General features: G+C 70.1%; 18 protein-coding genes and 1 pseudogene. 9 read left to right on the top strand and 10 right to left on the bottom strand.

Features of this window, described 5'->3' with window-relative positions; genetic code table 11:
* Position 1 precedes the first annotated feature (1 nt).
* A complete protein-coding gene (locus NF4_RS20530) occupies positions 2 to 784 on the bottom strand; it encodes an SDR family NAD(P)-dependent oxidoreductase (RefSeq protein WP_063128984.1) in 783 nt (260 codons plus the stop codon).
* 37 nt (positions 785 to 821) lie between these two features.
* Complete coding sequence (locus NF4_RS20525; protein ID WP_063129194.1) at positions 822 to 1,859, bottom strand: ABC transporter substrate-binding protein; 1,038 nt, start codon at positions 1,857 to 1,859, stop codon at positions 822 to 824.
* 120 nt (positions 1,860 to 1,979) lie between these two features.
* Between NF4_RS20525 and NF4_RS20520 the strand changes: the two genes are divergently transcribed.
* From NF4_RS20520 to NF4_RS20505, 4 genes are all read left to right on the top strand, one after another.
* Entirely contained in the window at positions 1,980 to 3,926 is a 1,947-nt protein-coding gene (locus NF4_RS20520) for an oxidoreductase (RefSeq protein ID WP_063129193.1), read from the top strand.
* A 110-nt stretch (positions 3,927 to 4,036) separates the two neighbouring features.
* Positions 4,037 to 5,080 carry an extracellular solute-binding protein gene (locus NF4_RS20515; protein ID WP_063128983.1) on the top strand — a complete coding sequence of 348 codons (1,044 nt, stop codon included), beginning with the start codon at positions 4,037 to 4,039 and terminating at the stop codon, positions 5,078 to 5,080.
* Entirely contained in the window at positions 5,077 to 5,904 is an 828-nt protein-coding gene (locus NF4_RS20510) for an SDR family NAD(P)-dependent oxidoreductase (protein WP_232330578.1), read from the top strand. The genes NF4_RS20515 and NF4_RS20510 overlap by 4 nt, the downstream gene beginning before the upstream one ends.
* A 62-nt stretch (positions 5,905 to 5,966) precedes the next feature.
* Entirely contained in the window at positions 5,967 to 7,295 is a 1,329-nt protein-coding gene (locus tag NF4_RS20505; protein ID WP_063129191.1) for an FAD-dependent oxidoreductase, read from the top strand.
* A 175-nt stretch (positions 7,296 to 7,470) separates the two neighbouring features.
* On the opposite strand, the gene NF4_RS20500 is transcribed toward NF4_RS20505, so the two are convergent.
* Positions 7,471 to 7,878: a MerR family transcriptional regulator gene (locus NF4_RS20500; RefSeq protein ID WP_063128982.1), complete on the bottom strand. Its 408-nt coding sequence runs from the start codon at positions 7,876 to 7,878 to the stop codon at positions 7,471 to 7,473.
* A gap of 55 nt (positions 7,879 to 7,933) precedes the next feature.
* On the opposite strand from NF4_RS20500, the gene NF4_RS20495 reads away from it, so the two are divergent.
* Both NF4_RS20495 and NF4_RS20490 read left to right on the top strand, forming a co-directional pair.
* On the top strand, positions 7,934 to 8,911 hold the full coding sequence (locus tag NF4_RS20495) for an oxidoreductase (RefSeq protein WP_063128981.1): 978 nt from the start codon (positions 7,934 to 7,936) through the stop codon (positions 8,909 to 8,911).
* 53 nt (positions 8,912 to 8,964) lie between these two features.
* On the top strand, positions 8,965 to 9,414 hold the full coding sequence (locus NF4_RS20490; protein WP_063128980.1) for a hypothetical protein: 450 nt from the start codon (positions 8,965 to 8,967) through the stop codon (positions 9,412 to 9,414).
* Positions 9,415 to 9,472: 58 nt separating this feature from the next.
* Here NF4_RS20490 and NF4_RS20485 read toward each other — a convergent pair whose 3' ends face one another.
* Entirely contained in the window at positions 9,473 to 10,519 is a 1,047-nt protein-coding gene (locus tag NF4_RS20485) for a YdcF family protein (RefSeq protein WP_063128979.1), read from the bottom strand.
* Between the two features lie 301 nt (positions 10,520 to 10,820).
* Here NF4_RS20485 and NF4_RS20480 point away from each other — a divergent pair.
* A pseudogene (locus NF4_RS20480) lies at positions 10,821 to 12,187 on the top strand (hypothetical protein).
* Between the two features lie 12 nt (positions 12,188 to 12,199).
* On the opposite strand, the gene NF4_RS20475 reads toward NF4_RS20480, so the two are convergent.
* Positions 12,200 to 13,408, bottom strand: coding sequence for an MFS transporter (locus tag NF4_RS20475; protein WP_439956764.1), 1,209 nt, complete (start codon positions 13,406 to 13,408; stop codon positions 12,200 to 12,202).
* A 411-nt stretch (positions 13,409 to 13,819) separates the two neighbouring features.
* On the opposite strand from NF4_RS20475, the gene NF4_RS20470 reads away from it, so the two are divergent.
* The gene (locus NF4_RS20470) at positions 13,820 to 14,650 is read left to right on the top strand and encodes an alpha/beta hydrolase (protein WP_063128977.1); all 831 of its coding nucleotides are present in this window, start codon (positions 13,820 to 13,822) and stop codon (positions 14,648 to 14,650) included.
* A 43-nt stretch (positions 14,651 to 14,693) separates the two neighbouring features.
* Here NF4_RS20470 and NF4_RS20465 read toward each other — a convergent pair whose 3' ends face one another.
* The 3 genes from NF4_RS20465 to NF4_RS20455 form a co-directional block, all read right to left on the bottom strand.
* Positions 14,694 to 15,746: a hypothetical protein gene (locus tag NF4_RS20465; RefSeq protein ID WP_063128976.1), complete on the bottom strand. Its 1,053-nt coding sequence runs from the start codon at positions 15,744 to 15,746 to the stop codon at positions 14,694 to 14,696.
* A 126-nt stretch (positions 15,747 to 15,872) separates the two neighbouring features.
* Positions 15,873 to 16,724 (bottom strand): crotonase/enoyl-CoA hydratase family protein, encoded by an 852-nt coding sequence (locus tag NF4_RS20460; protein WP_063129190.1) that lies wholly within the window; start codon positions 16,722 to 16,724, stop codon positions 15,873 to 15,875.
* Between the two features lie 40 nt (positions 16,725 to 16,764).
* A complete protein-coding gene (locus tag NF4_RS20455) occupies positions 16,765 to 17,670 on the bottom strand; it encodes a LysR family transcriptional regulator (protein ID WP_063128975.1) in 906 nt (301 codons plus the stop codon).
* Positions 17,671 to 17,707: 37 nt separating this feature from the next.
* Here NF4_RS20455 and NF4_RS20450 point away from each other — a divergent pair, with 37 nt between their 5' ends.
* Positions 17,708 to 18,757, top strand: a complete 1,050-nt coding sequence (locus NF4_RS20450) for a YeiH family protein (protein ID WP_084533290.1) — start codon at positions 17,708 to 17,710, stop codon at positions 18,755 to 18,757.
* Between the two features lie 70 nt (positions 18,758 to 18,827).
* Here NF4_RS20450 and NF4_RS20445 read toward each other — a convergent pair whose 3' ends face one another.
* The gene (locus NF4_RS20445) at positions 18,828 to 19,562 is read right to left on the bottom strand and encodes a DUF8020 domain-containing protein (RefSeq protein ID WP_063128974.1); all 735 of its coding nucleotides are present in this window, start codon (positions 19,560 to 19,562) and stop codon (positions 18,828 to 18,830) included.
* A gap of 76 nt (positions 19,563 to 19,638) precedes the next feature.
* Positions 19,639 to 20,892: an ABC transporter substrate-binding protein gene (locus NF4_RS20440; protein ID WP_063128973.1), complete on the bottom strand. Its 1,254-nt coding sequence runs from the start codon at positions 20,890 to 20,892 to the stop codon at positions 19,639 to 19,641.
* Positions 20,893 to 20,904: the final 12 nt, after the last annotated feature.

Genomic DNA, 20,904 nt, shown 5'->3' with positions numbered 1-20,904 from the left:
CTCATGCCTTCTGAGTCGAGAGTTTGGGGGTGCGGACACCGGCGGCGGTCCCGCCGTCGACCAGGAGATCGACACCGGTGACATAGCTGCTGTCGGCGGTCGCCAGGAAGGCGATCACCGCCGCCACCTCCGCGGGGGAGCCGCGGCGCTGCATCGGAATACTGCGGACGTATGTCTCCATATCGTCGGCGGCGAAACCGGGCGCCGAGGTGATCTCGGTGGTGATACTGCCGGGACAGACCGAATTGACCCGGATACCCTGCTCGGCCAATTCCAGCGCCGCGACCTTGGTCAGTGCGCGGACCCCGGATTTCGCCGCCCCGTAGGCGCCGAGTTCGGCGGTTGCCAGGACACCACGCAACGACGAGATGGTCACGATGGCGCCCCCGCCGGTCATGGCCGCCGCGGCGGTCCGCAATCCGAGGAACGTACCGACCAGATGCTGGTCGACCATCCGGCGGAACTGCGCGAGCGTCGTCTGCGCCAAGGGCGCCTTCAGTGCGGTCCCGGCACTGTTCACCAGTACGTTCATCGGGTGCCCGGCCTGCTCCATCGCGGTCGCCACGGCGTGCCAGTCACCCTCGTCGGTGACGTCCAGATGGTGGTAGTGGGCCCGGGGGCCGAGCGCCAGCGCACGTTTCCGGCCCGCGATATCGTCCACGTCGGTGAGGTGGACGGTCGCGCCCCTGGCGGCGAACAGTTCGGCGGTCGCCCCGCCGATCCCACCGGAGGCCCCGGTCACCAGCACGTGGGTGCCCTGCAGGGGCTCGGCCCTGTTGTCCATAGCTGTCCTTCGTCGGTCGGTGTGAATCGGAGCCCGATCAGCTCTGGAAACGCCGCGCCCAGTCCTGCGAGTACTCGGTGACCTTGTCCGGGGTGAGGTCGGCGGTATCCGGGGCGGTGATCTCCTGCGCCTGCACGACCGCGCCCGGAATATCCGGCAGCGCCGCGGCGTATCCGTCGTTGAGGGCGGTCTGGCCCTCGCGGGTCGTCATGAAGTCGACCAGGACCTGCGCCGCGTTCGGATGCGGCGCGACACTCAGCGCGTGGGTGTACCACGGTGTACCCCAGGGCTGCGGCGGCAGTGCCCAGTCGACCGGAGCGCCGGCCGCCACCTCGGTGACCAGCGGCTGCACTGACGGGGTCGCCACGATCTCACCGGAGGTGAGCGCCTGGGCGATACCGAGCGCGCTCGGATAGATCCGCGGTTTCAACTCCGCGATCCGGTCCCAGTAGTCCTCGCCGTAGGTTCGCGCGTAGAAGCGGTAGAGATCGACGTAGGACGCGATACCGGTGGGGTTGACGATGCCGATCTTGCCCCGGTACTTCGGATCGAGCAGGTCCTGCGGGGATCGCAGACCGCCCGGTACCGCGGCGGTATTCCAGCCGAGCGCGAAGACGGCCGCGCTGCTCAGCGCGAACCGGTTCTCCAGCACACTGGTTTCCGGCCGGTACTCCGGCGCCTGCAGATGGGGACCGACCAGGTCGGCCGAATAGCTGCCCGATCGAGCCGCATTGGTGACCCACGTCGCATCGGTGAGCATATGGACGTCCGCCGTACCGCGCCCGGTGCGGTTCTCCGTTTCCACCCGCGGGTTGATATCGGCGTCGGTACCGCGCACGAACTCCATATCTATGCGCGGGTACTTCGTTTCGAACGCCTTCTCCAGCCGTTCCAGGTTGGCAGGTTTCTGGCTCGAGTAGAGCAGAACGCTGCCCTCTTTTTCGGCGGCCGCCTCGACGTCGGACCAGGCGCCCGATACGGGTCCGGTGGTGCCCGGGCTCGACCCGCACGCCGTGAGAACCGAAATGACAGCGAGGGCCGTCGCGGCCGCCGTGGCCTTGAACAACAACTTCATGGTGCGAATACCCACATCCCGCGAACTGAACTGATGTCAGTTTGAAACTATGCCATACCCATTGTGGTGTCAATCACTGTGTGGCAATAATATGAAGTGAATCCAGTTCAAGGAGGAATGGTGAGCTCCCCTCATATGTCGTCCCCGCTGCGGATCGGCTCCCTGACGCTGCGCAACCGTCTCGTGGCCACCGCGCACGGGTCCGGGGCGGTCAGCGCGGGTACGGCCCAGCCCGGCGACGAGGACTACTGGCGGCGCTGCGCGGCCGGCGGCGCGGCCATGGTGATCGCCGGCGGCACCGTGGTCGGCTCGGATTCGGGCAACCGCACCGGCAATATCACCGACGCCTCCGATCCCGCGGGGCTACCCGGACTGCGCCGGCGCGCCGCGGCCATCACCGAGGAAGGCGCGGTGGCGGTCTGCCAACTGGTCCACCTGGGGCGCGAAACGCTGGGCGCGGAGATCTGGGAGCACCCGGTGGCGCCCTCGCCCGTTCGCTCCCCCCGCGAACCGGTGCGGGCGCGCGTACTGTTCGACGACGATATCGACGCGCTCGTCGATGCCTTCGTGCTCAGTTCCCGGCACGCCGCGGAGGCGGGATTCGCCGCGGTGGAACTGCATGCCGCGCACGGATACCTGCTGGCCCAGTTCCTGTCCGCGGCCTCGAACACCCGACCGGACGCGGGCACCCTCACCGGACGGGCCGCGATACTGCACCGACTGCACACCGCGATCACCGCGGCGTGCCCGGAACTCGTACTCGGCGTGCGCGTCTCGATCGACGGCGCCGAAGAGGCCGGGATGGACACCGACGGCCTGTGCGAACTGCTACCGCTGCTGGGCATGTTCGACTACATCAATGTGACGGTGGGCGTCCGTACCACCTACGTCCGCGATATGGCGACCGCCGGACCTCCACTGCTCCCGGAACTGCACCGGTTACGCGCGGCCACCGACCGCCCGCTGCTGGTCTCCCAGGCGTTCCGGTCCCGGGCGGATATCGAGGCGGCGCTCGCCGCGGGCGCCGACCTGGTCGGCATGGCGCGGCCCTTCGTCGCCGACCCCGATATCGCGCGGAAGCTGTTGCGCGGCGAGGACAGCCGGATCCGGCCGTGTGTCTCCTGCAACGAGGACTGCCGATCGTTCACCCCGGTCCTGCTCTGCTCGGTGAACCCGGACCTCGCGCCGCCCGGCCGGTCGGCCCGCCCGGCCCGGCCGTTGCGGTTCGGTCCGGCACCGGACCGGGCGGCCCGGGTCGCGATCGTCGGCGCCGGGCCCGCAGGGCTGGAAGCCGCCTTCCGGCTGGCACCGGCCCACACCGTCACCGTCTTCGAAGCGAGCCGCTGGATCGGTGGGCAGCTGCGCACCGCGGCGCAGGCCCCGAACCGGACCGGCTGGTCGGCGCTGCTGCGCTACTACCAGGACAATCTCGGCGGTGCCGCGCTGGAACTGGGATACCGCGCGCGACCGGCGGATCTCACCGGATACGACGAGGTGATCGTGGCGACCGGCGCCACCGAAACCGCGACCCCCGGCACCGCGACGACCACCGCGACCCTGATCGACCCCTGGCAGATATGGCCGGGTGACCGGGTGGTCGTCGTCGACGACGGTTTCGGCTACTGGCCGGCCCTCGGCGTGGTGGAGGCCGCCCTCGCGGGCGGCGCGAGCCAGGTCACCGTACTCGTGCCCGGACCGGCCGTCGCCGCGAGCATCCCGGCGGAGAGCCGGGTCCAGCTGCGGCGCCGCCTGGCGGGCCGCCCGGTGGAGTTCGTCGTCGAGGCCGCGATGCCGGAGGTGACGCGCCAGGAGTCGCAGACCGTGGTGACCTACCGGAATCTCCTCTCCGGCCGCACGACCGAACTGACCTGCGACCGGGTGGTGGTCGCGGGCGAACGACAGGCCACCGACTGGCAGTCGTTCACGCAGGAGTCGGCGCACACCCGGGTCCAGATCATCGGCGACGCGGTGGTGCCCCGGCGGGTCTCCCATGCGATCGCCGAGGGCCGTGCCGCCGCGGCAGCCGTCCTCGGCAGCGGCAGCCACTCCCGCGTCCGGGCCGGGTGATCGGCGCCGGAGCCGAATCCGACCCACTTATTTCCGGAGAGCGGACGCCCGGACCACAGTCCCCCGATGTCGACACCCCTTGACATACGGATAGAAATGATGAGGTACCCATGCGGAAAACCCTGCGAACGCACGTGCTGAGAACGGCCGCGATAGTCGGCTCTCTCTCCTTGGCCCTGGCGGGCTGCGGCGGGACCGGCCAGGTCTCCCGGCCCGTCGCCGGCACCTGGGACGAGGTGGTCGCCGCGGCGAACGCCGAAGGCACGGTCACGATCTACTCCACCCAGGCCCAGCCGGTGCTCGCAGACCTGGAGAAGGCGTTCGAAACCGCTTATCCGCAGATCGATCTCACCGTGGTCCGGGGCGTCGATGCCGACCTGCTCTCCCGGATCGACGCGGAATCACGGACCGGAAAGGGCGCCGGCGATATCGCGGTCATCACCGATGTGTCCTGGATGCAGCAGGCCGAGGGCACCGATGCCGCTGTCGAGGTGGTCGGGCCCGCGTTCGACGCGCCCGAATACCGCCGGGCGGACAGCATCGTCGATGGGAAGTTCTTCCTCGAGGGCGCGGTGATCCTGGGTTTCGGCTGGAACACCGCCGCCTACCCCGAGGGCATCCGCACCGCGCGGGATCTGCTGGACCCCGCCCTGAAAGGCAAGGTCGGCATCGTCACCCCGGCCACCTCACCGACCTACATCGACTACTACGACCACATCGAGGAGAACTACGGCGGACGGGATTTCCTGCGGCAGCTCGCGCAGAACAGTCCGCGGATCTACCCGAGCAGCCAGCCGCTGGGACAGGCACTGGCCTCCGGGGAGATCGTGGCCGCGCTCATGTGCAATCCGATGCTGCCCGAACGGGCCGCGGGGGCGCCGGTCGCCTGGACCGAGGGCCCGCACGTGTGGGGCGCCCGGTGGTACGGGCTGGCGCTCGGCTCGGCGCCGCACCCCAACGCCGCCCAGGTGCTCGCCGATTTCATGGTGAGCCGGCCGGGCCAGCAGGCGACCTCACCCGGCTACGGCGCCGTACTGCCCGATATCGACGGGGCCCTGGCGGTCGCGCAGGACGTCCCCGACCAGAACCTCGAGGTCACCATCGGCGAAGGCGCCGAACGCTATCGCAACGAATGGGAGGGCATCTTCCAATGACCGAGGATGCGCACACGGCGGCGGACGAGGAGAAGAACATGACGGCACAGTTCGGCGACAAGGTGGCGCTGGTGACCGGAGCGGGTTCGGGCATCGGCGCCGCCACCGCCCGCCTGCTCGCCCGGCGCGGGGCGCGAGCGGTCTACCTGTGCGATATCGACCGGCAGGCGGCGGGCCGTATCGCGGCCGATATCCCCGGCGCGACCGCGATCGAACTGGACGTGGCCGACTCGGCCCAGGTGGACAGTGCCTTCGCCAGCGCGCTGGGCGACCACGGCCGCGTCGATGTGGTGGTCCACGCGGCGGGTGTCGACGATCCACACAGCAAACAGCGGATCCACGAGGCGGCCGAACAACACCGCCCCGCCGATGTCCTCACCCATCTCGGCGACGAGCAGTGGCGGCGGATCCTCTCGGTGAACCTGGACGGCACCTTCTATGTGCTGCGTGCGGCCGTCCGCGCGATGAAGGAGACCGGCGGCGGTGCGATCGTCACCGTGGGATCGTCCGCGGCCTTCGACACGCTCACCGGGTACCCGCACTACGCGGCCTCGAAGGCGGGCGTGCACGCACTGAGCCAGTCGGTGGCCAAGGAGGCCGCACATTTCGGGATCCGGGTGAACACCGTGGCACCGGGCCCGGTGGATACCGGAATGGCGGCCCGGACCCCGGCGCATCTGCGTGCGGCCATGGCCGACGGCACCCCACGCGGTTACGCGACCGCCGCGGAACTGGCCGACAACATCCTGTATCTCGCCTCCCCCGGCGCCGCCAATGTCATCGGCGCGGTGCTGCTCAGCAACGGCGGCAGGTTCACGATATGAGCCGGCCGGCCCCGGATCCACGGCGGGCGCCCACCCGCGAAACGAGCGACAAGGAAGCACGTATGCGGACAATCGACACGGATGTACTGGTGATCGGCGCGGGAATGGCCGGCCTCACCGCCGCCGCCCGCTCCCTCGACCGGGGACGCTCGGTCGTGGTGGTGGAGAAGGCCGATGCGGTCGGCGGGTCGGCACGGTACGCCGGCTACGCCTGGACCGCGCCCACCCGCGCGGTGATGGACGAGGTGAACCCGGACGGCGATCCGGCGCTGCGCCACGCGGTGGTCGACGGGTTCGCCGAGGCCCTCGCGTGGATCCGCGCGCTCGGGGTGCAGTGCGGAGAACCGGTCCCCGTGCTCCGGTACGGGATCGGGCATCAATTCGACACCAACCAGTACATCGACGAATGCCGGCGCCGGATCACCGCCGCCGCGCAATTGTTCACCGGCACCGAGACCGTCCGGCTGCTGACCGAACGTGATGCCGTGACCGGCGCACAGCTACGCCGGCCGGACGGCACCGAACTCGAGATCCGCTGCGCCGCGGTCGTACTCGCCACCGGCGGATTCCAGGCCGATGCCGAACTGGTCGCCGAGAACATCCATCCGCAGGCACCGGCCATGCAGTTGCGCTCCAATCCGGCGAGCACCGGAGACGGACTGCGGCTCGCCACCGGAGTCGGTGCCGCCACCGGTACCCCGAACTCCGGTTTCTACGGGCACCTGGTGCCGGCGCAGGTTCCGTTCCGCGAACCCGCCGATTTCGTGGCGCTGTCGCTGTACTACAGCGAACACGCCCTGTTGTTCAACCTGGACAACCGGCGTTTCACCGACGAAACCCGGGGCGACCACCTGACTGCCATGCGGCTGCTCGAACAGCCGGAGGCCCGGGGGCTGCTCGTCGCCGACAAACGGGTCTACCGCGACCGGGTGCTCGGCAGTTATGTCGAAGGCGCGGTGGCGGTCGACAAATTCGACCTCACCCGGCGCCGCGAGGGGCGTTGCGGAATCGCCGAGACACTCGACGATTTCGCCTATCTGCCGGAGGAATGGGGTTACGACGGGACCGCCATCGCCGAACAGATCCGTGCGGTGAACGCCGCCGGGGACGCGGTGGCCCCCACCCGCACCTATGACGCACAGCCGCTGGACCGGGGCCCCTACTACATCATCGAAACCTGTCCGGCGCTGACCTTCCCGTTCCACGGGATCCGCATCGACGCCACCGCCCGGGTGCTCTCCGCCGCGGGCGACCCGATCGACGGTCTGTACGCGGCGGGGTCCGATATCGGCGGTCTCTACGACAACGCGTACGCGGGCGGTATCGCGCCGGCACTCGTCTTCGGCCTGGCCGCGGCCGATACCGCGGCAGACCGGCCGGTCGCGGTCTGAGCCAGTCCCGCTCGCATTCGGGACGCAATCTTCGGAGTAGAGGGCGGAGGGCACCGGCCACTTGCGGCCGGGAGCTCGCCGCTCCGCGCCCGCGGCGCAGGACCGCGGGCTCACCACGGCAGCGGCCGGTCGGGTGCGCGGTGCGGCACCGAGGGCTCGGCCCGGGCCGGTGGCCCTACGCCCGTGGCGTAGGAGACCAGAGGCCTGCCGCGGTCCCTTCCGCCATATGTTCCCGATAGGTGCCGACCTTGTCGCGAATGATACGGAGGCTCGCGCCGAGCTCGGCTATCTTGGCCTCGACCGACTGCTGGTGCTCCTCCAACAGCGCCAACCGCTGCGCTTCGTTTCCCGGCCCGGACCGGACCAATCCGGCGAATTCCCGCACGGTCGCGATCGGCATGCCCGAGTCGCGCAGCCGCTTGCACAGCAGCAGCCATTCCACATCGGCGGTGTCGTAGATCCGACGCCCACCCGCGGTACGTGGAATCGGCCGCAGGAAAAGCTGCTCCCGTTCGAAGAAGCGCAATGCATGGATTCCCAGACCGGTCGCCTTCGCCACGTCTCCGATGGACAGTTCGCTCATACACCGACCCTCATGGCTTGACCTAGATCGCGCTCTAGATCCTAGCGTTCGTCGAATGACCACGACACAGCACAAGCTCAACTCCGGGTTCGGCCCCCACAGCACCGCAGACGACGTCCTGGCGGGCCTCGATCTCACCGGCCGCAACGCCTTGATCACCGGCGGATACTCGGGTCTCGGACTGGCAGCCACCGCCGCACTCGCCCGGGCGGGAGCACATGTCATCGTGCCCGCGCGCCGACCCGCGGTGGCCACCGCGGCTCTCCGGGACGTCCCGCGCACGCAGGTGCTGCCACTGGATCTGGCCGACCCGCACAGCATACGGAGTTTCGCCGAGCAGTTCCGGGAGAATGGTCCGGTACTCGATATCGTGATCGGTAACGCGGGCGTGATGGCCTATCCGGTCCGGCACATCGGGCCCGGGTGGGAGGCACATTTCGCCATCAACCATCTCGGCCACTTCGCGCTGATCACCGCGCTGCGGCCCGCGTTCGCCCGGACCGGCGCGCGGGTGGTCTCGGTATCGTCCTCCGGGCACTTCCTCTCCGGCATCCGCTGGGACGACCCGCATTTCCGGCACGACTACGATCACTGGGCCGCCTACGGTCAGTCCAAAACCGCCAACGCACTGTTCGCTGTACACCTCGACGAACTCGGCGCAAGCGATGGACTGCATGCCTTCGCGGTACACCCGGGCAGTATTCTCACGCCGCTGCAGCGGCGTATTCCCCGGTCCGAACAGCTCGCCCAGGGCTGGCTCACCGACGACGGCCGTATCGCCCCGGGTTTCAAGACCCCGGCGCAGGGAGCGGCCACCGCGGTGTGGGCCGCCACCTCACCGCTGTTACACGGCTACGGCGGCGCGTACTGCCAGGACTGCGATATCGCCGAAGCGGCCCTCGACGACGATATGCTCGTCGGCGGCGTCAAGCCGTGGGCCACCGACCGGGACGCCGCGGCCCGGCTGTGGACGCTGTCGGTCGAACTCACCGGGGTGGACGGGTTCGCCGACTCCCCGGCCCGGTACCGATGAGACCGGGCGCGCGTGCCGGGTCGAGTACGCCCCCGGCCGGTACTGTGCCGGTTATGACCGAAACGAGTGGGCTACCCGATACCGCCGAACCGTTGGATGCGCGGTCGGAGGTCGAACGGGTCCACTCCCTGCTGGCCACCTGGCTCGGCACCACCGCGTCTCCCCAGGTGCTGGACGGATTCGCCGCCGCTCAGCACGACGAATTCTCGATGGTGACGGTCGCGGGCGCGGTGGTGCGGAAAACCGAACTGCTCGCGGGCCTGCACCGGGCCCGCAACAGTCGCCCGGGTCTGGTCATCGAGGTGTCGGATGTCGAAATAGTTTGCGCCTCGGCCGATCTCACCGTGGTGCGCTTCGTGGAAGAGCATCGCGACGGCGACACCAGTGAGTATCGGCGGACGACGGCGGTACTGCGCGCCGACCCGGACGAGAACCGCTACCGCTGGCTGACCGTTCACGAAACCGCGCTCGGACCGGACGAGGTCCAGCGCTCCCGCACCTGACCGGGTGCCCTGCCCGGGTGTGCCCTGCTCCTCGGCCGGCAGCCGGAAGGCCGGGAACTCACACGGAGAAGTAGGCGTCGACCCCGGCAGCGGCGAGGGCGATCACCGTGGCGGCGGCCGCCGCCAGGTGGGTGCGGCGATAGTGGGTGGTCAGGACGGCCGCGAACTCGCGCAGGAACGCGGCGGGGATGAAGTACCGCGCGGTGCGGGCGCCGACGACCTGGGCCCGGATACCGAGCCGACGGGTCAGCGCCGCAGCGCGCAGCACATGGAAGTTACTGGTGACGACCGTGACCCGGGCTTCGGCGGTGTCGAGCCCGTAACGGTGGAGCAGGTCCACGGTGTTGCGCAGATTCTCCTCGGTATTGCGAGAGCGGCGTTCCCGGAGAATCGACGTCTCGGCGACACCGGCGGCGACGAGGTAGGCGGCCATCGCATCGGCCTCACTGAGGGCCTCGTCGCTGCCCTTTCCTCCGGAGGTGACGAGGACCGGCGTGCGCCCGGCCGCTGTTTCGGCGCGATAGACCTGGATCGCGCGGTTCAGGCGGGCCGCGAGCAGCGGGGTGACCCGGTTCCGGTTCAGGCCACAGCCCAGGACCACCACGGCGTCCGCGCCCGTCTCGTCCGGGAGTTTGCCGTAGAGCACGGCGTGCCCGGCGAAAGCGAGCAGATGCGCCAGCAGGTAGATGCCCACCAGGGTGGCCGTGGCGGCGATGAGCATCAGCCAGTGCGGTACAGCGGGTCCGCGCCGGAGGGCGAGCAACGCGGCGAGGGGCAGCACGAGGAGACCGAGACCCACTACCACCGGGGTCATGGTGATCGGCCGCACCCCTTCGCGCCGGGCGACGGCGATGCCGTTCGTGAGCAGCCCGAGGCCCACCACGATCACACCCAGCGAGGACAGTGCGCCCAGGAGCACCGAAACCGATTCCGGGCCGGACGGGTCGGCCAGCCGCGCGGCCGCGGCTCCCGCCCCGGCGAGGACCAGCGCGACCGCCGCGAGCAGGAAGAATCCCGTGGACAACCGGCGCGGCTCCCGGCCGAGCCGGGTGGCGCCGAACACCCCGGCCGCCCAACCCGCCACGAGCAATACCGCAGGATCCACTCTCTCCTCCTCCACCGGTACGGTCGAAACTGCCGCTACTCCGGCCGGATACCCGAAAAGTTGCCCCTCGTTCGCCCCCGCGCGGAGTAGGTGCGGACCGTGCGGGAGTGGGTCGTCCCGAGACGCTCGACCGTCCGCGCCTCCCCGTATGCTGCCCGCAGTGCGAAGCCCGCCGTCACGTTCCCGGATAACCGCTCGGCGGAACGGATCCGGGTGCGTGCGGCGAGACGGAGGGATGTGGTCGATGCGGTGCTACAGCGCAATCGTGCGCCCGGTGTTGCCGGTGGTGGTGTCCGTGCTGATGGTGGCCGGTAGCGCCGGAGCCGGGGCCGCGGACCCGGTGATTCCCGACCTCGGCCCGGCCGGAACCTCACTGATCCATGGCGATCTCGCGTCCACCGACAGCACCGGGCACCCCGGTCCCGGGCCGGACGGCCGGCTCGCCGCCTCCTCGGTGCCGGGTGGGGCGTGCAGCGCGACCTTCGTCGCGTCCGACGGTATGGCGGTGGCGCTGTGCACGGGCTACGCCGGACTCACCCCACCGGACGTCGCCGTGCCGACGGTGAAACTCTTCGACCCGGTCTCCGCGACCCCGGTCGCCTCACTGCAGCTGACAAAAGGCGGTCTGCTGGGCGGGGTGTACGGCTATCTCGACAGCCGCGACCGCGTGGTCGTCGCCGACGGGTCGGGCGCGATCGTCGAGGTCGGGCACCGGCGCGCTGCCGGTGGCCGCTGGGAGTTGTTCGTCGACGAGCGGATCGACATCGCGGGCAGCATTCCGGCCGGCGACGCGATCACCGGTGTGGCGCCCGACTACGCGGGCCGCGTCTGGTTCGCCACCACCGGCGGGGTGATCGGCACCGTCGACCGCACCGGCCGCGCGGCGGCGACCCGGCTGTGCCCGAGGGCGAGAAACTCACCAACGGGCTGAGCGTGCGCCGGGACGGTACCTCGGTCCTCACCACCCGCGCGCTCTACGAGATGCGGGCCGGGGCCTCCGGTGTGCCCGAGGTGGTCTGGCGACAGCCCTACGCGGCGGGCACGGTCCGCAAACCCGGCCAACTCGGGCCCGGATCCGGTACCACGCCGACCTATTTCGGCCCCGACGGTGACGAATGGGTGGCAATCGTCGATGATGCCGAACGCCCCGATCTGCTCGTCTACCGCGCCGACGACGGAACGCAGGTGTGCCGGACCCCGGCCTTCGGGACCTCCGGGCAGGGCACCGAGAATTCACCGATGGCCTGGGGAAATTCCCTGGTGATCCCCAGCACCTACGGGTTCGGCTATCCGCCGGCTGCGACATCGGGCCCCAGCCACCCACCACATGCGGTGTTCACCGGCGGTATGACCCGCATCGATGTCTCGGAGACCGGGTGCCGCCGCATCTGGGAGACCGGCGACCGGATGGCCTCGCTGCCCCGCCTCTCACGCGCGGACGGCCTGATCTACGGACTCTCCTACGGACCGCTCCCACCCGGCGGCGGGATCCAGCAGGTGGGTCCGGTGTACTACACGGCGGTGGATTTCGGCACGGGCGAGCTGCGTGCGCACCGGCCTGTGGGTATCGCGCCGCTGGACGAACCCCTGCAGCTCACCGGAACGATCGGCCCCGATCGGTCGTACTGGCAGGCCACAGTCGGACGGATGCTGCGGATCGCGCCCTGAGCGCGGCCGGGATCAGGAGCGGCGGGCGGCCCATACGGTCACGGTGAACAGGGCGACACCGAAGGCTGCCAGGCCCGCACCGACCAGGGCCGGCGCCGTATAGCCGTAACCGGCCGCGATCACCAGACCGCCCAGCCAGGCGCCGGCGGCGTTGGCGATGTTCAGGGCCGCGTGGTTGAGCGCTGCGGCCAGGGTCTGTGCGTCGGCGGCCACATCCATCAGCCGGGTCTGCAATCCGGGCGCCAGCGCGGCGCCCGTGGCGCCCACCAGCAGAGCACCGATTCCGGCGGTGATCGGGTTGTGGGCCGCGGCGACGAAGCCGAGCAGCACGACCATCATGGCGCCCATGGCCACGAAGATCGACCGGTCCACCCCACGATCGGCGAGCACACCGCCACCGATATTGCCCAGCACCATGCCGACGCCGAAGAGCGCGAGCACCAGCGGCACCAGGCCCGCTCCCATACCCGCGACATCGGTGAGGGTGGTGCTCACATAGGTGTAGACGGCGAACATGCCGCCGAAGCCGATGGCGCCCACCGCCAGGGTGAGCAGAACCTGTGGCCGCCGTAACGCGCCGAGTTCGGTGAGCGGATTGGTGATCACGATCGCCGTCAGGGGCGGGACGAAGCGCAGCAGCGCGACCACCGTGGCCACCCCGATCATCGCGACCACCACGAAGGCACTGCGCCACCCGAGATGCTGCCCCAGCCAGGTCGCCGCCGGGACCCCGACCACATTCGCGGTACTCAATCCGAGCATCACCGCCGCCACGGCCTTGGCGCGCTGCCCGGCCGGGGCGAGGGTCGCGGCCGCCAGCGAGGCGACACCGAAATAGGCGCCGTGCGGGAGCCCGGAGACGAACCGGGCGGCGACCATGGTGGTGAAGTTCGGCGCGAGCGCGGAGGCGAGATTGCCGATCGCGAAGGCCGCCATGAGGACCACCAGCAGTCGTTTACGTGCCACCTTCGCGCAGGCGGCCGCGATCACCGGCGCACCGACCACCACCCCGAGCGCATAGGCGGAGACCGCGTGCCCGGCGGTCGGCTCGGAAACCGAGAAAGCACCGGCGATATCGGGGAGCAGCCCCATCGTGACGAATTCGGTGGTGCCGATACCGAAGCCGCCGAGCGCGAGGGCCAGCATCGCCGGTACATGCCAGCCGGTGCGGGGAGGGGCAGCGGCAGCTGTGCTCGCCGTCGTGGTAGCGGTGGAAGTCACGCTCTCGTGCAACAGGCAACCGTCGGCGAGGTTTCCGCACCCGGCTGTGAGTTGGGGCACCCGAAACCAGCCACGCGTGACCGGTATGTCCGGTGTCTACGGCGTATTCCGAGGTGAGACGCCCGCGGCCGCCCGGCCCCGGTACCGAAAATCCGCGATACCCCGAGTTCGGCGCCGGATGACCGCGGCCACGACCGCCACCTCCGGGGAGTGCCGGACCTCGCCCGAGCGGCAGCGAGCGGACGGCGCCGACCAGTCGCGACGCGTCACGATACCGGGCCGGTGCCGGGCCGCGGGCGCCCGGCGATACCATCGCCGGGACCGTCCGGCGGCGAGCCGGCGGTGCACGCGATACGTGGACCCCCGCGGACGCCGTCCGGGCGGGGCAGGATTCCGGATCGAGGATTGTGGATGGGCGACACGCAGATCCGTGACAGGCACCTTTCCGGACTCCGGGGCCGGATACCGATCCGCGAGTATTTTCCCGCCGCCCCGGACCCGGCGGCCCCACCGCTGCTGTGGATCCACGGTGGGGCATTCGTCTCGGGCGGGCTCGATCAGCTGGAATCACATGCGGTGGCCCTGCGGGTCGCCGCGTCCGGGCGCCGGGTACGTACCGTCGATTACGCGCTGATCCCCCGGTTCCGGGTGTGGGGGCCACCGAAGTACCGGCCGTCGGGCAACCGGTATCCGGCGCCGCTCGACGATGTACTCACCGCGGTCGCGGACCTGATGACCGACGAACCCCGGACCGTGCTCGGGGGTGCCAGCGCGGGCGCCTGCCTCGCCGCATCCGCCGCGCTGCGGCTCCGCGATTCGAGTGGGCCGGGGCCGGCCGGGCTGATCCTGGCCTATGCCACCCTGCACGCCGAACTCCCCCGGCTCCCGGAACCGGTGCGCGCCCGGCTGCGCGGACGGCGCCGGATCGGCACGTTCACCCGGGAGGTCATCCGGCGGATGAATCTCAACTATGTGGGCTCGGAAGAACTGCTGCGCGATCCGGACGTCTTCCCGGGCGGGGGCAAATTGACGGGGCTGCCGCCGGTACTGCTGCTCGACGCCGCCTACGACTCGTTGAGCGCGTCGAGTACGACCTTCGCCGGGGAACTCACCGAGGCCGGGATCGAAAACGAGCACGTGATCGTGCCCGGCACCCGGCACGGTTTCCTCAACCGGCCCCGGTCCGCCGGATTCCGGGACGGCACCGAGACCCTGGTGCGCTGGCTCGATCAGCTGACCTAGCGTTCCGGGCCGTCCCTTCATCGAACCGGCCGGCACCCCGTGGTCAGCGGGCGGCCGCGGCCGTCTGCCCCTCGGCCGGATGGACACCGTACTGATCGGTTTCCATCAGATGCGCGATATCGCGGCCGGCCGGGGTCATGGTCAAGTCCGACCTGGTCTCGATGAGGAACGCGCGGTATCCCGGCTGCACATCCTCTTCGGGCCCCTGGTGCAGCAGACCCTTGGGCGTCCAGGTGACGGTCCCCGGCGTATCGACCGAACCCCACGGCGACGGCCCCATGGCGTAGCAGATGACCTCGTCGAAATCGGCGTTGTGATGGACGGGCGGGCGGGTACTGCGGCGGCTCCCGGTGCCGAAGACGAAATCGTTGCCCGAGGTGCTGCTCATGAGCCGGGCCGGGGCGAGACCACCCTCCGCGACGGCGAGGCCCTGCACATGTTCGAGGTTGAAACGAACGACGAGCGGGGCGCCGAGTACATCGAGACACGGAATGGGATCGACATCGTAGAAATACGAGGTGAAGGTAGCGCCGGTGCGGACGACCACCTCGTATTCGTCTTCCACCGGTAGCCCGGGGCGGCCGTGCGGGGTGGGCCGGTCCAGGTGCAGATCGGGATTGAAGGTGCCGGGCGCGCCTTCGGGGTCGAGGTGGAGTTCGGAGGCGGTGACCACGATGAACTCGTTGATCTCCTCGGCGATCTCACCCCACCGGTAGGTGACCGCGCGCGGAATCAGGACTATATCCCCGGCCCGTACGTCGAGCGTGCCCACCTCGGTGTCGAGTTCGCCGCGCCCGGATACGATGTAGTGCAGTTCGTCGGATCGGACATTGACATAGCCGAAGGACATCGCGGCCGAGCGCCGATTCAGCTCGAAGCCGATGCCCTCACCCTCGAGAATCGGGACCGGTAGGGCTTTCGGCTCGGCGAACACACCGGCGGGTAGGTCCCAGGTGTGGAAGCGTCGCGGCACGTATTCGCCACGGGCGTGCAGGAAACGTGGCCGGTACTGGGCGCGCACGATGGTCGTGTTCGGACCGGCGAAACCGTTGCGGGAGAACAGCTCGATGTTGGGCGCCAGGACTTCGTCCGGCATGCAGCACCTCCGAAACTCGTTGTGCCACAGATCCTAGACCCGCGCCGACCCCCGCGCGCACTTTTGCGAACTCACCTTTGCCCAGGTATCTGTCACCGAAAGTACGCTCCCAGCGGGCATTCCGGGTCAGCGGCGGAACGGAGGTACCGGCAGATCGTCGCCGAAGATGTCCGGTAGATCGCGCGCCACACTGTCGGGATACCGCGCGGGCCGCTTCTCCAGGAACGACGACACACCTTCCTTCGCATCGGCACTGGCACCCCGGCGGTGGATACCGCGCGACTCGACCCGGTGCGCGATCATCGGATGATCGGCGCCCAGCCCGCGCCACAGCATCTGCCGCGACAGCGCGACCGAGACCGGAGCGGAATGCTCGGTGATCCGGCGGGCCAGCTCATAGGCCTGTTCCAGCAGGCTCTCCGCCGGATACAGCCCGTAGAACAGTCCGGCCTGGTGCGCCTCGGCCGCATCGACGATCCGGCCCGAGTACACCCAGTCCAGCGCCTTCTGCATGGAGACCAGGCGTGGCAGGAACCAGCTGGAACAGGATTCCGGGACGATACCGCGCCGGTTGAACACGAAACCGATCCGGGCGTTGTCGGCCGCCAGCCGGAAATCGGCGGCCAGCGTCATGGTGATGCCCACCCCGACGGCGGGCCCGTTGATCGCGGCGATGACGGGTTTACGGGAATCGAACATCCGCAGCACCAGTTCCCCACCGCCGTCGCGGAAGTCCTCGGTCGCCGCGTCCGCGGGGGCGACGAAGGTCTCCGCGCCGGCGGACAGATCCGCGCCGGCGCAGAAGGCGCGTCCGGCGCCGGTGAGTACCACGGCACGCACCGCGTCGTCGCGGTCGCAGGTATCGAACGCCTCGATCAGCTCGTAACCCATCGCGGTGGTGAAGGCATTGAGTTTGTCCGGGCGGTCGAGGGTGATGGTGGCGACGGAGTCGGAGATATCGAGGCGAATAGCGGCCATACGGGACAGCATGCCATCCATGTCCCGGATCTGGATCGGTTCACCGTGCGGTCGCGCACCGCACAAGGATTTCCGCCGCATCCGCCGGCGGGTGGCCGCGCCGCCAGATGGCACGGAACTGCCTGGTCAACACTACCGAATCGGCCAGCGCGACCTGATGCAGCGCCCCGGCGGCCAGCTCCGGCGCGGCGACCAGAGTGCTGAGCACCGCCGGCGCCATCCCGCTCCGGGCGGCGGCGACGATGGCGACCGCCGAACCGAGTTCGGCAGCCGGTGGCGCCGGCGGACCGTACCCACCCAGGATCTCCTGGACCGTTTCCCGGGTCCCGGACCCGGATTCGCGCCACAGCAGCGGGGTCGCCGCCAGCTCGCGCAGGCTCACCGGATGGGTACGGGCGGCCCACGGATGCGTGGGTCCCACCACCACCAGTAGCTCGTCCGCGCCGAGCACCCGGCCGCCGAGACCGGGCGGCGGATGCGGACCCTCGACGAATCCGAGATCGGCCGCCCCCGCACGCACCATGGCCTCCACCTGCGCCGTGTTGTCGACCTCCAGCGACACCGCGATATCCGGGCGGACTCCGCGCAGCTCGGCGAGCCACTGCGGCATCCGATGGTCGGCAATGGTTTTGGAGGCCGCGATGCGCAGCCGGGGCGTATCGGCGGAATGCAGTGCGGCGACGGTCTCGTTGAACGTCCGGGCGGCGGCGAGCACCGCGCGCGCCTGATCGACCACGGCGCGACCGGGTTCGGTGAGCGTGGAACCGGTGGGTCCCCGGTCGAGCAACCGTAACCGCAACCGCCGCTCGAGGGCACTGATCCGCATACTCGCGGCGGGCTGGGTCATCCCGTGCCGCCGGGCCGCGGCGCCGAGGCTGCCGGTATCCGCCACGGAGACCAGCAGGTCGAGCACCGCGAGGTCGGGCGTGGTCGGCGGGAGGGTCACGTCATCGATTATGGAACGCCGGTCATCAGGTTTTCTTATGAGGTCCCCCGGAATCGGCGGCTACCGGCGCGCGCCGACGTTCAGCAAGGTCACAGGGGTGAACGAGATGTATCGCAGGTTTCCGGGCCTGGTCCTGGCGGCCGCGCTGGCGACCGTGGCCACCGCACTGGCCGTTGCCGTCCCGCTCGCGGGAGCTCCGGTACTGGCACTGGCCTGCGGGGCGGCCCTGGGTGGTCGAGTCGCACGGTCGGACCGGTTCGGCCCCGGGCTGGACTGGGCACGACAGCATCTGCTGAGCGTCGCGATCGTCCTGATGGGCCTCGGGCTGCCCCTGGACGCGGTGCTCACCGTCGGCCGGGAAACCGCCGTGGTGTTACTGGGCACGCTGGGCGTGGCGGCCGTGACCGCGGTCGTGGTGGGCCGGCTGCTGGCACTGCACCGTGAATCGGCGGTACTGATCGCGGCGGGGTCCGCGATCTGCGGCGCGTCGGCTATCGCGGCCGCCACCGCGGTCCTGAAACCGGACCGCGAACGGGTGGCCTACGCACTCGGCACCATTTTCGTCTTCAATATCGCCGCGGTGCTGGTCTATCCGCCGCTCGGCCGGTTGCTGGGTATGTCGGAGCGGGCGTTCGGACTCTGGGCGGGTACCGCGGTCAACGACACCTCCTCGGTACTGGCCGCGGGTATCGCCTTCGGCCCGGCGGCGGCGAGTTTCGCGGTGATCGTGAAACTGGTGCGCAGCCTGATGATCGTCCCGCTGTGTCTCGGGCTGCACCTGTCCGCCCGCCGCACCGCGCCGGCGGCACCGCGCGCTCCCCTGTGGCGCAGCGTTCCGCTGTTCGTCGTGCTGTTCGTCGCGGCATCGATCGTCGCCGGGCTCGGCGTGCTGCCGGCCGATTGGACCGACCGGTTCACCGGCCTCAGTTCCTGGCTCGTCGCCGCGGTCCTCGCCGCGATCGGCACCTCGCTCACCTGGCGGCGGCTGCGCGCGGCCGGACCGCGCCCGCTGCTGTTCGGCGCCGTCCTCGCGGTGACGCTCGCGGTGTCCGCGCTGGTCTTGCAGTACGCGACGGGATGGCGATGAGATACGCCGCGACGGCCGGCCCGCTCCGTCTTCCGGAACGGGCCGGCCGGGTGTTCCGGCTGCGGCCGGCCTACGGCGTACTGGGCCGGCAGGCCGGATGCTCCGGCGGGCACGGCGACAGAATGGTCGAGAAGTACTGGAAGGCAGCGAATACGGCGACCGGGCCGCCGATGAGGAAGGCGCCGATGATGCCGCCCGCGGCGCCGAGTGTCGCCGCGCCCGCCACACAGCCGCCGATGGTGGCCCCGACGAACGGCACCAGCAGCAGGGCGATCGGGCTGGACACCAGCGCGCCGGTCGCGGCGCCCAGGACACAGCCGAGACTACCGCCGAGCACCGCGCCGATCGCTCCGGCGATGGCGGCGCTCATGGTCGCGCGCTGGGTGAACACACCCAGCGCCTGCAGATCCCGCGGGGTGAACTGCTCGGCGATCTCCTTGCCCGCCTGCTCGGGAGTGACCACCGGCGCGTGCACCGGCGCCACCGGGACGCCGCCGTCGCGTTGCGGAGTGAGAACGACTGTGCCGCCGTCGATCCGGGCCGCGATCGGATAGGCGAGATCGTCCTTGCGGTAGGTCAGCGGGACCGTGGTCAGCGGTGTGTCGTCGACGGCCTTCAGGATCAGCTGGTCACCCGCCGGCTGCCACTTTCCGTTCGTGTCCACCACCGCGGAGGCGCCCTCCTGGGTGATCTCGTAGGTGAGTTCCCGCGGTACGGGCGCGGGCTGGGCGTAGGCCGGGGCGGCCGCCGCGCCGAGGGAGGCCACCGCTATCGCGGCCGTCGCTACGCTGGTTCGGAATTTCATGGTGTGTGTCCTCATCACTTGATCGAGGCGGGCCGCCGGCGCCGGATCGCGCCGCGGACGTATCGGTGGGCGGGGTTCACCGGCCCGCGGTGTCGACGAGCTCGCCGGCGAGCACCCAGCGGTCCCCTTCGAACCGCTGGATCCGCATGGCCTCCATAGGGAATCCGTCGCCCTCGCCGGTGCGCAGGGTGATCCCCGGCAGCAGCAGATCGATCGCGACATCGTCGAGCGAGCGCATGGCGTCGCGCAGGCCCTCGCGGGTCTTGCAGGAGGCGGCGTCGAATGTCTTGTGGAAGCTCTGGGCCATGGCCCAGCCCACGAGGGTGTAACCGTCGGCGGGGTCGGCGCCGGGCTGGTACCGGGCCACCTTGTCCCGGTACAGCTTCATCCCGGGATCGTCGGCCCACTGCGGATCGGCCGGGTCCTTCACGAACACCGAGGTGACGACGTTCTGCACCTGAGGGAAACCGACCGGGGCGAGCACGCTCATGGTGCTGGAGACCTGGGTGAGGATGTGCAGCGGATTCCACTCGGGATTGCGCGCGTCGGCCGCCAGGGTCTGGGCAGCGAACTTCGGGGTCGCGAAATTCAGCAGCACATCGGCTTTCGAACCGGCGAGATTGCGCAGCTGCGGATCGACCGTGGGGTCGGTGACCTCGTAGCTCTGTTCAGCGATCACCCGGACCCCACTGCCCGCGGTGGCCTCGGTGAAGCTGGCCAGCAGGTCCTTGCCGAAATCGTCGTTCTGGTAGAGCACGGCGACGGTCGCGCCCGGTTTCTGCTCCCGCACATACCGGGCGAACACCTGCCCTTCCGCGCGGTAGCTGGGCTGCCAGCCGATGGTCCACGGATGCGCGTCGCCCACACCCCATTGCGTGGCGCCGCCCGCCACGAAGATCTGCGGGACCTCGCGCTGGTTCAGGTAGTCCCAGACGGCCGCCGAGGTGGGCGTGCCGAGGGTGGACAGAACCGCGAACACCTGGTCCTGCTCGACCAGGCGGCGGGTCTCCTCCACGGTCTTGGGCGGCTGGTAGCCGTCGTCGCGCAGCAGGTACTCGACCCGGCGGCCGTCGATCCCACCCTGTTCGGCGTTGACATAGTCGAAGTAGGCCCGCATCCCCTTGGGGAGTTCGGCATAGGCGGACGCCGGACCGGACAGCGGGAACACACCGCCCAGCTTCATACCGGTATCGGTGAGCCCCGTGGTCTGCTGCCCGCGGCAGTCGCCGGAGGCCACGGGGCCGCCGGTCTCCTCGCGGTCACCGCAGCCGGCGACCGCGAACAGTACCGCGGCCGCGACGGCCGCCGCCTGTATCGCTCTAGTGCGCATGGGTTCTTCCCT

Origin of the sequence: Nocardia fusca NBRC 14340, assembly GCF_001618425.1 — a bacterium.
Taxonomy (GTDB): Bacteria; Actinomycetota; Actinomycetes; order Mycobacteriales; family Mycobacteriaceae; genus Nocardia; species Nocardia fusca.
This window is presented reverse-complemented; position numbering and strand designations above follow the sequence as displayed.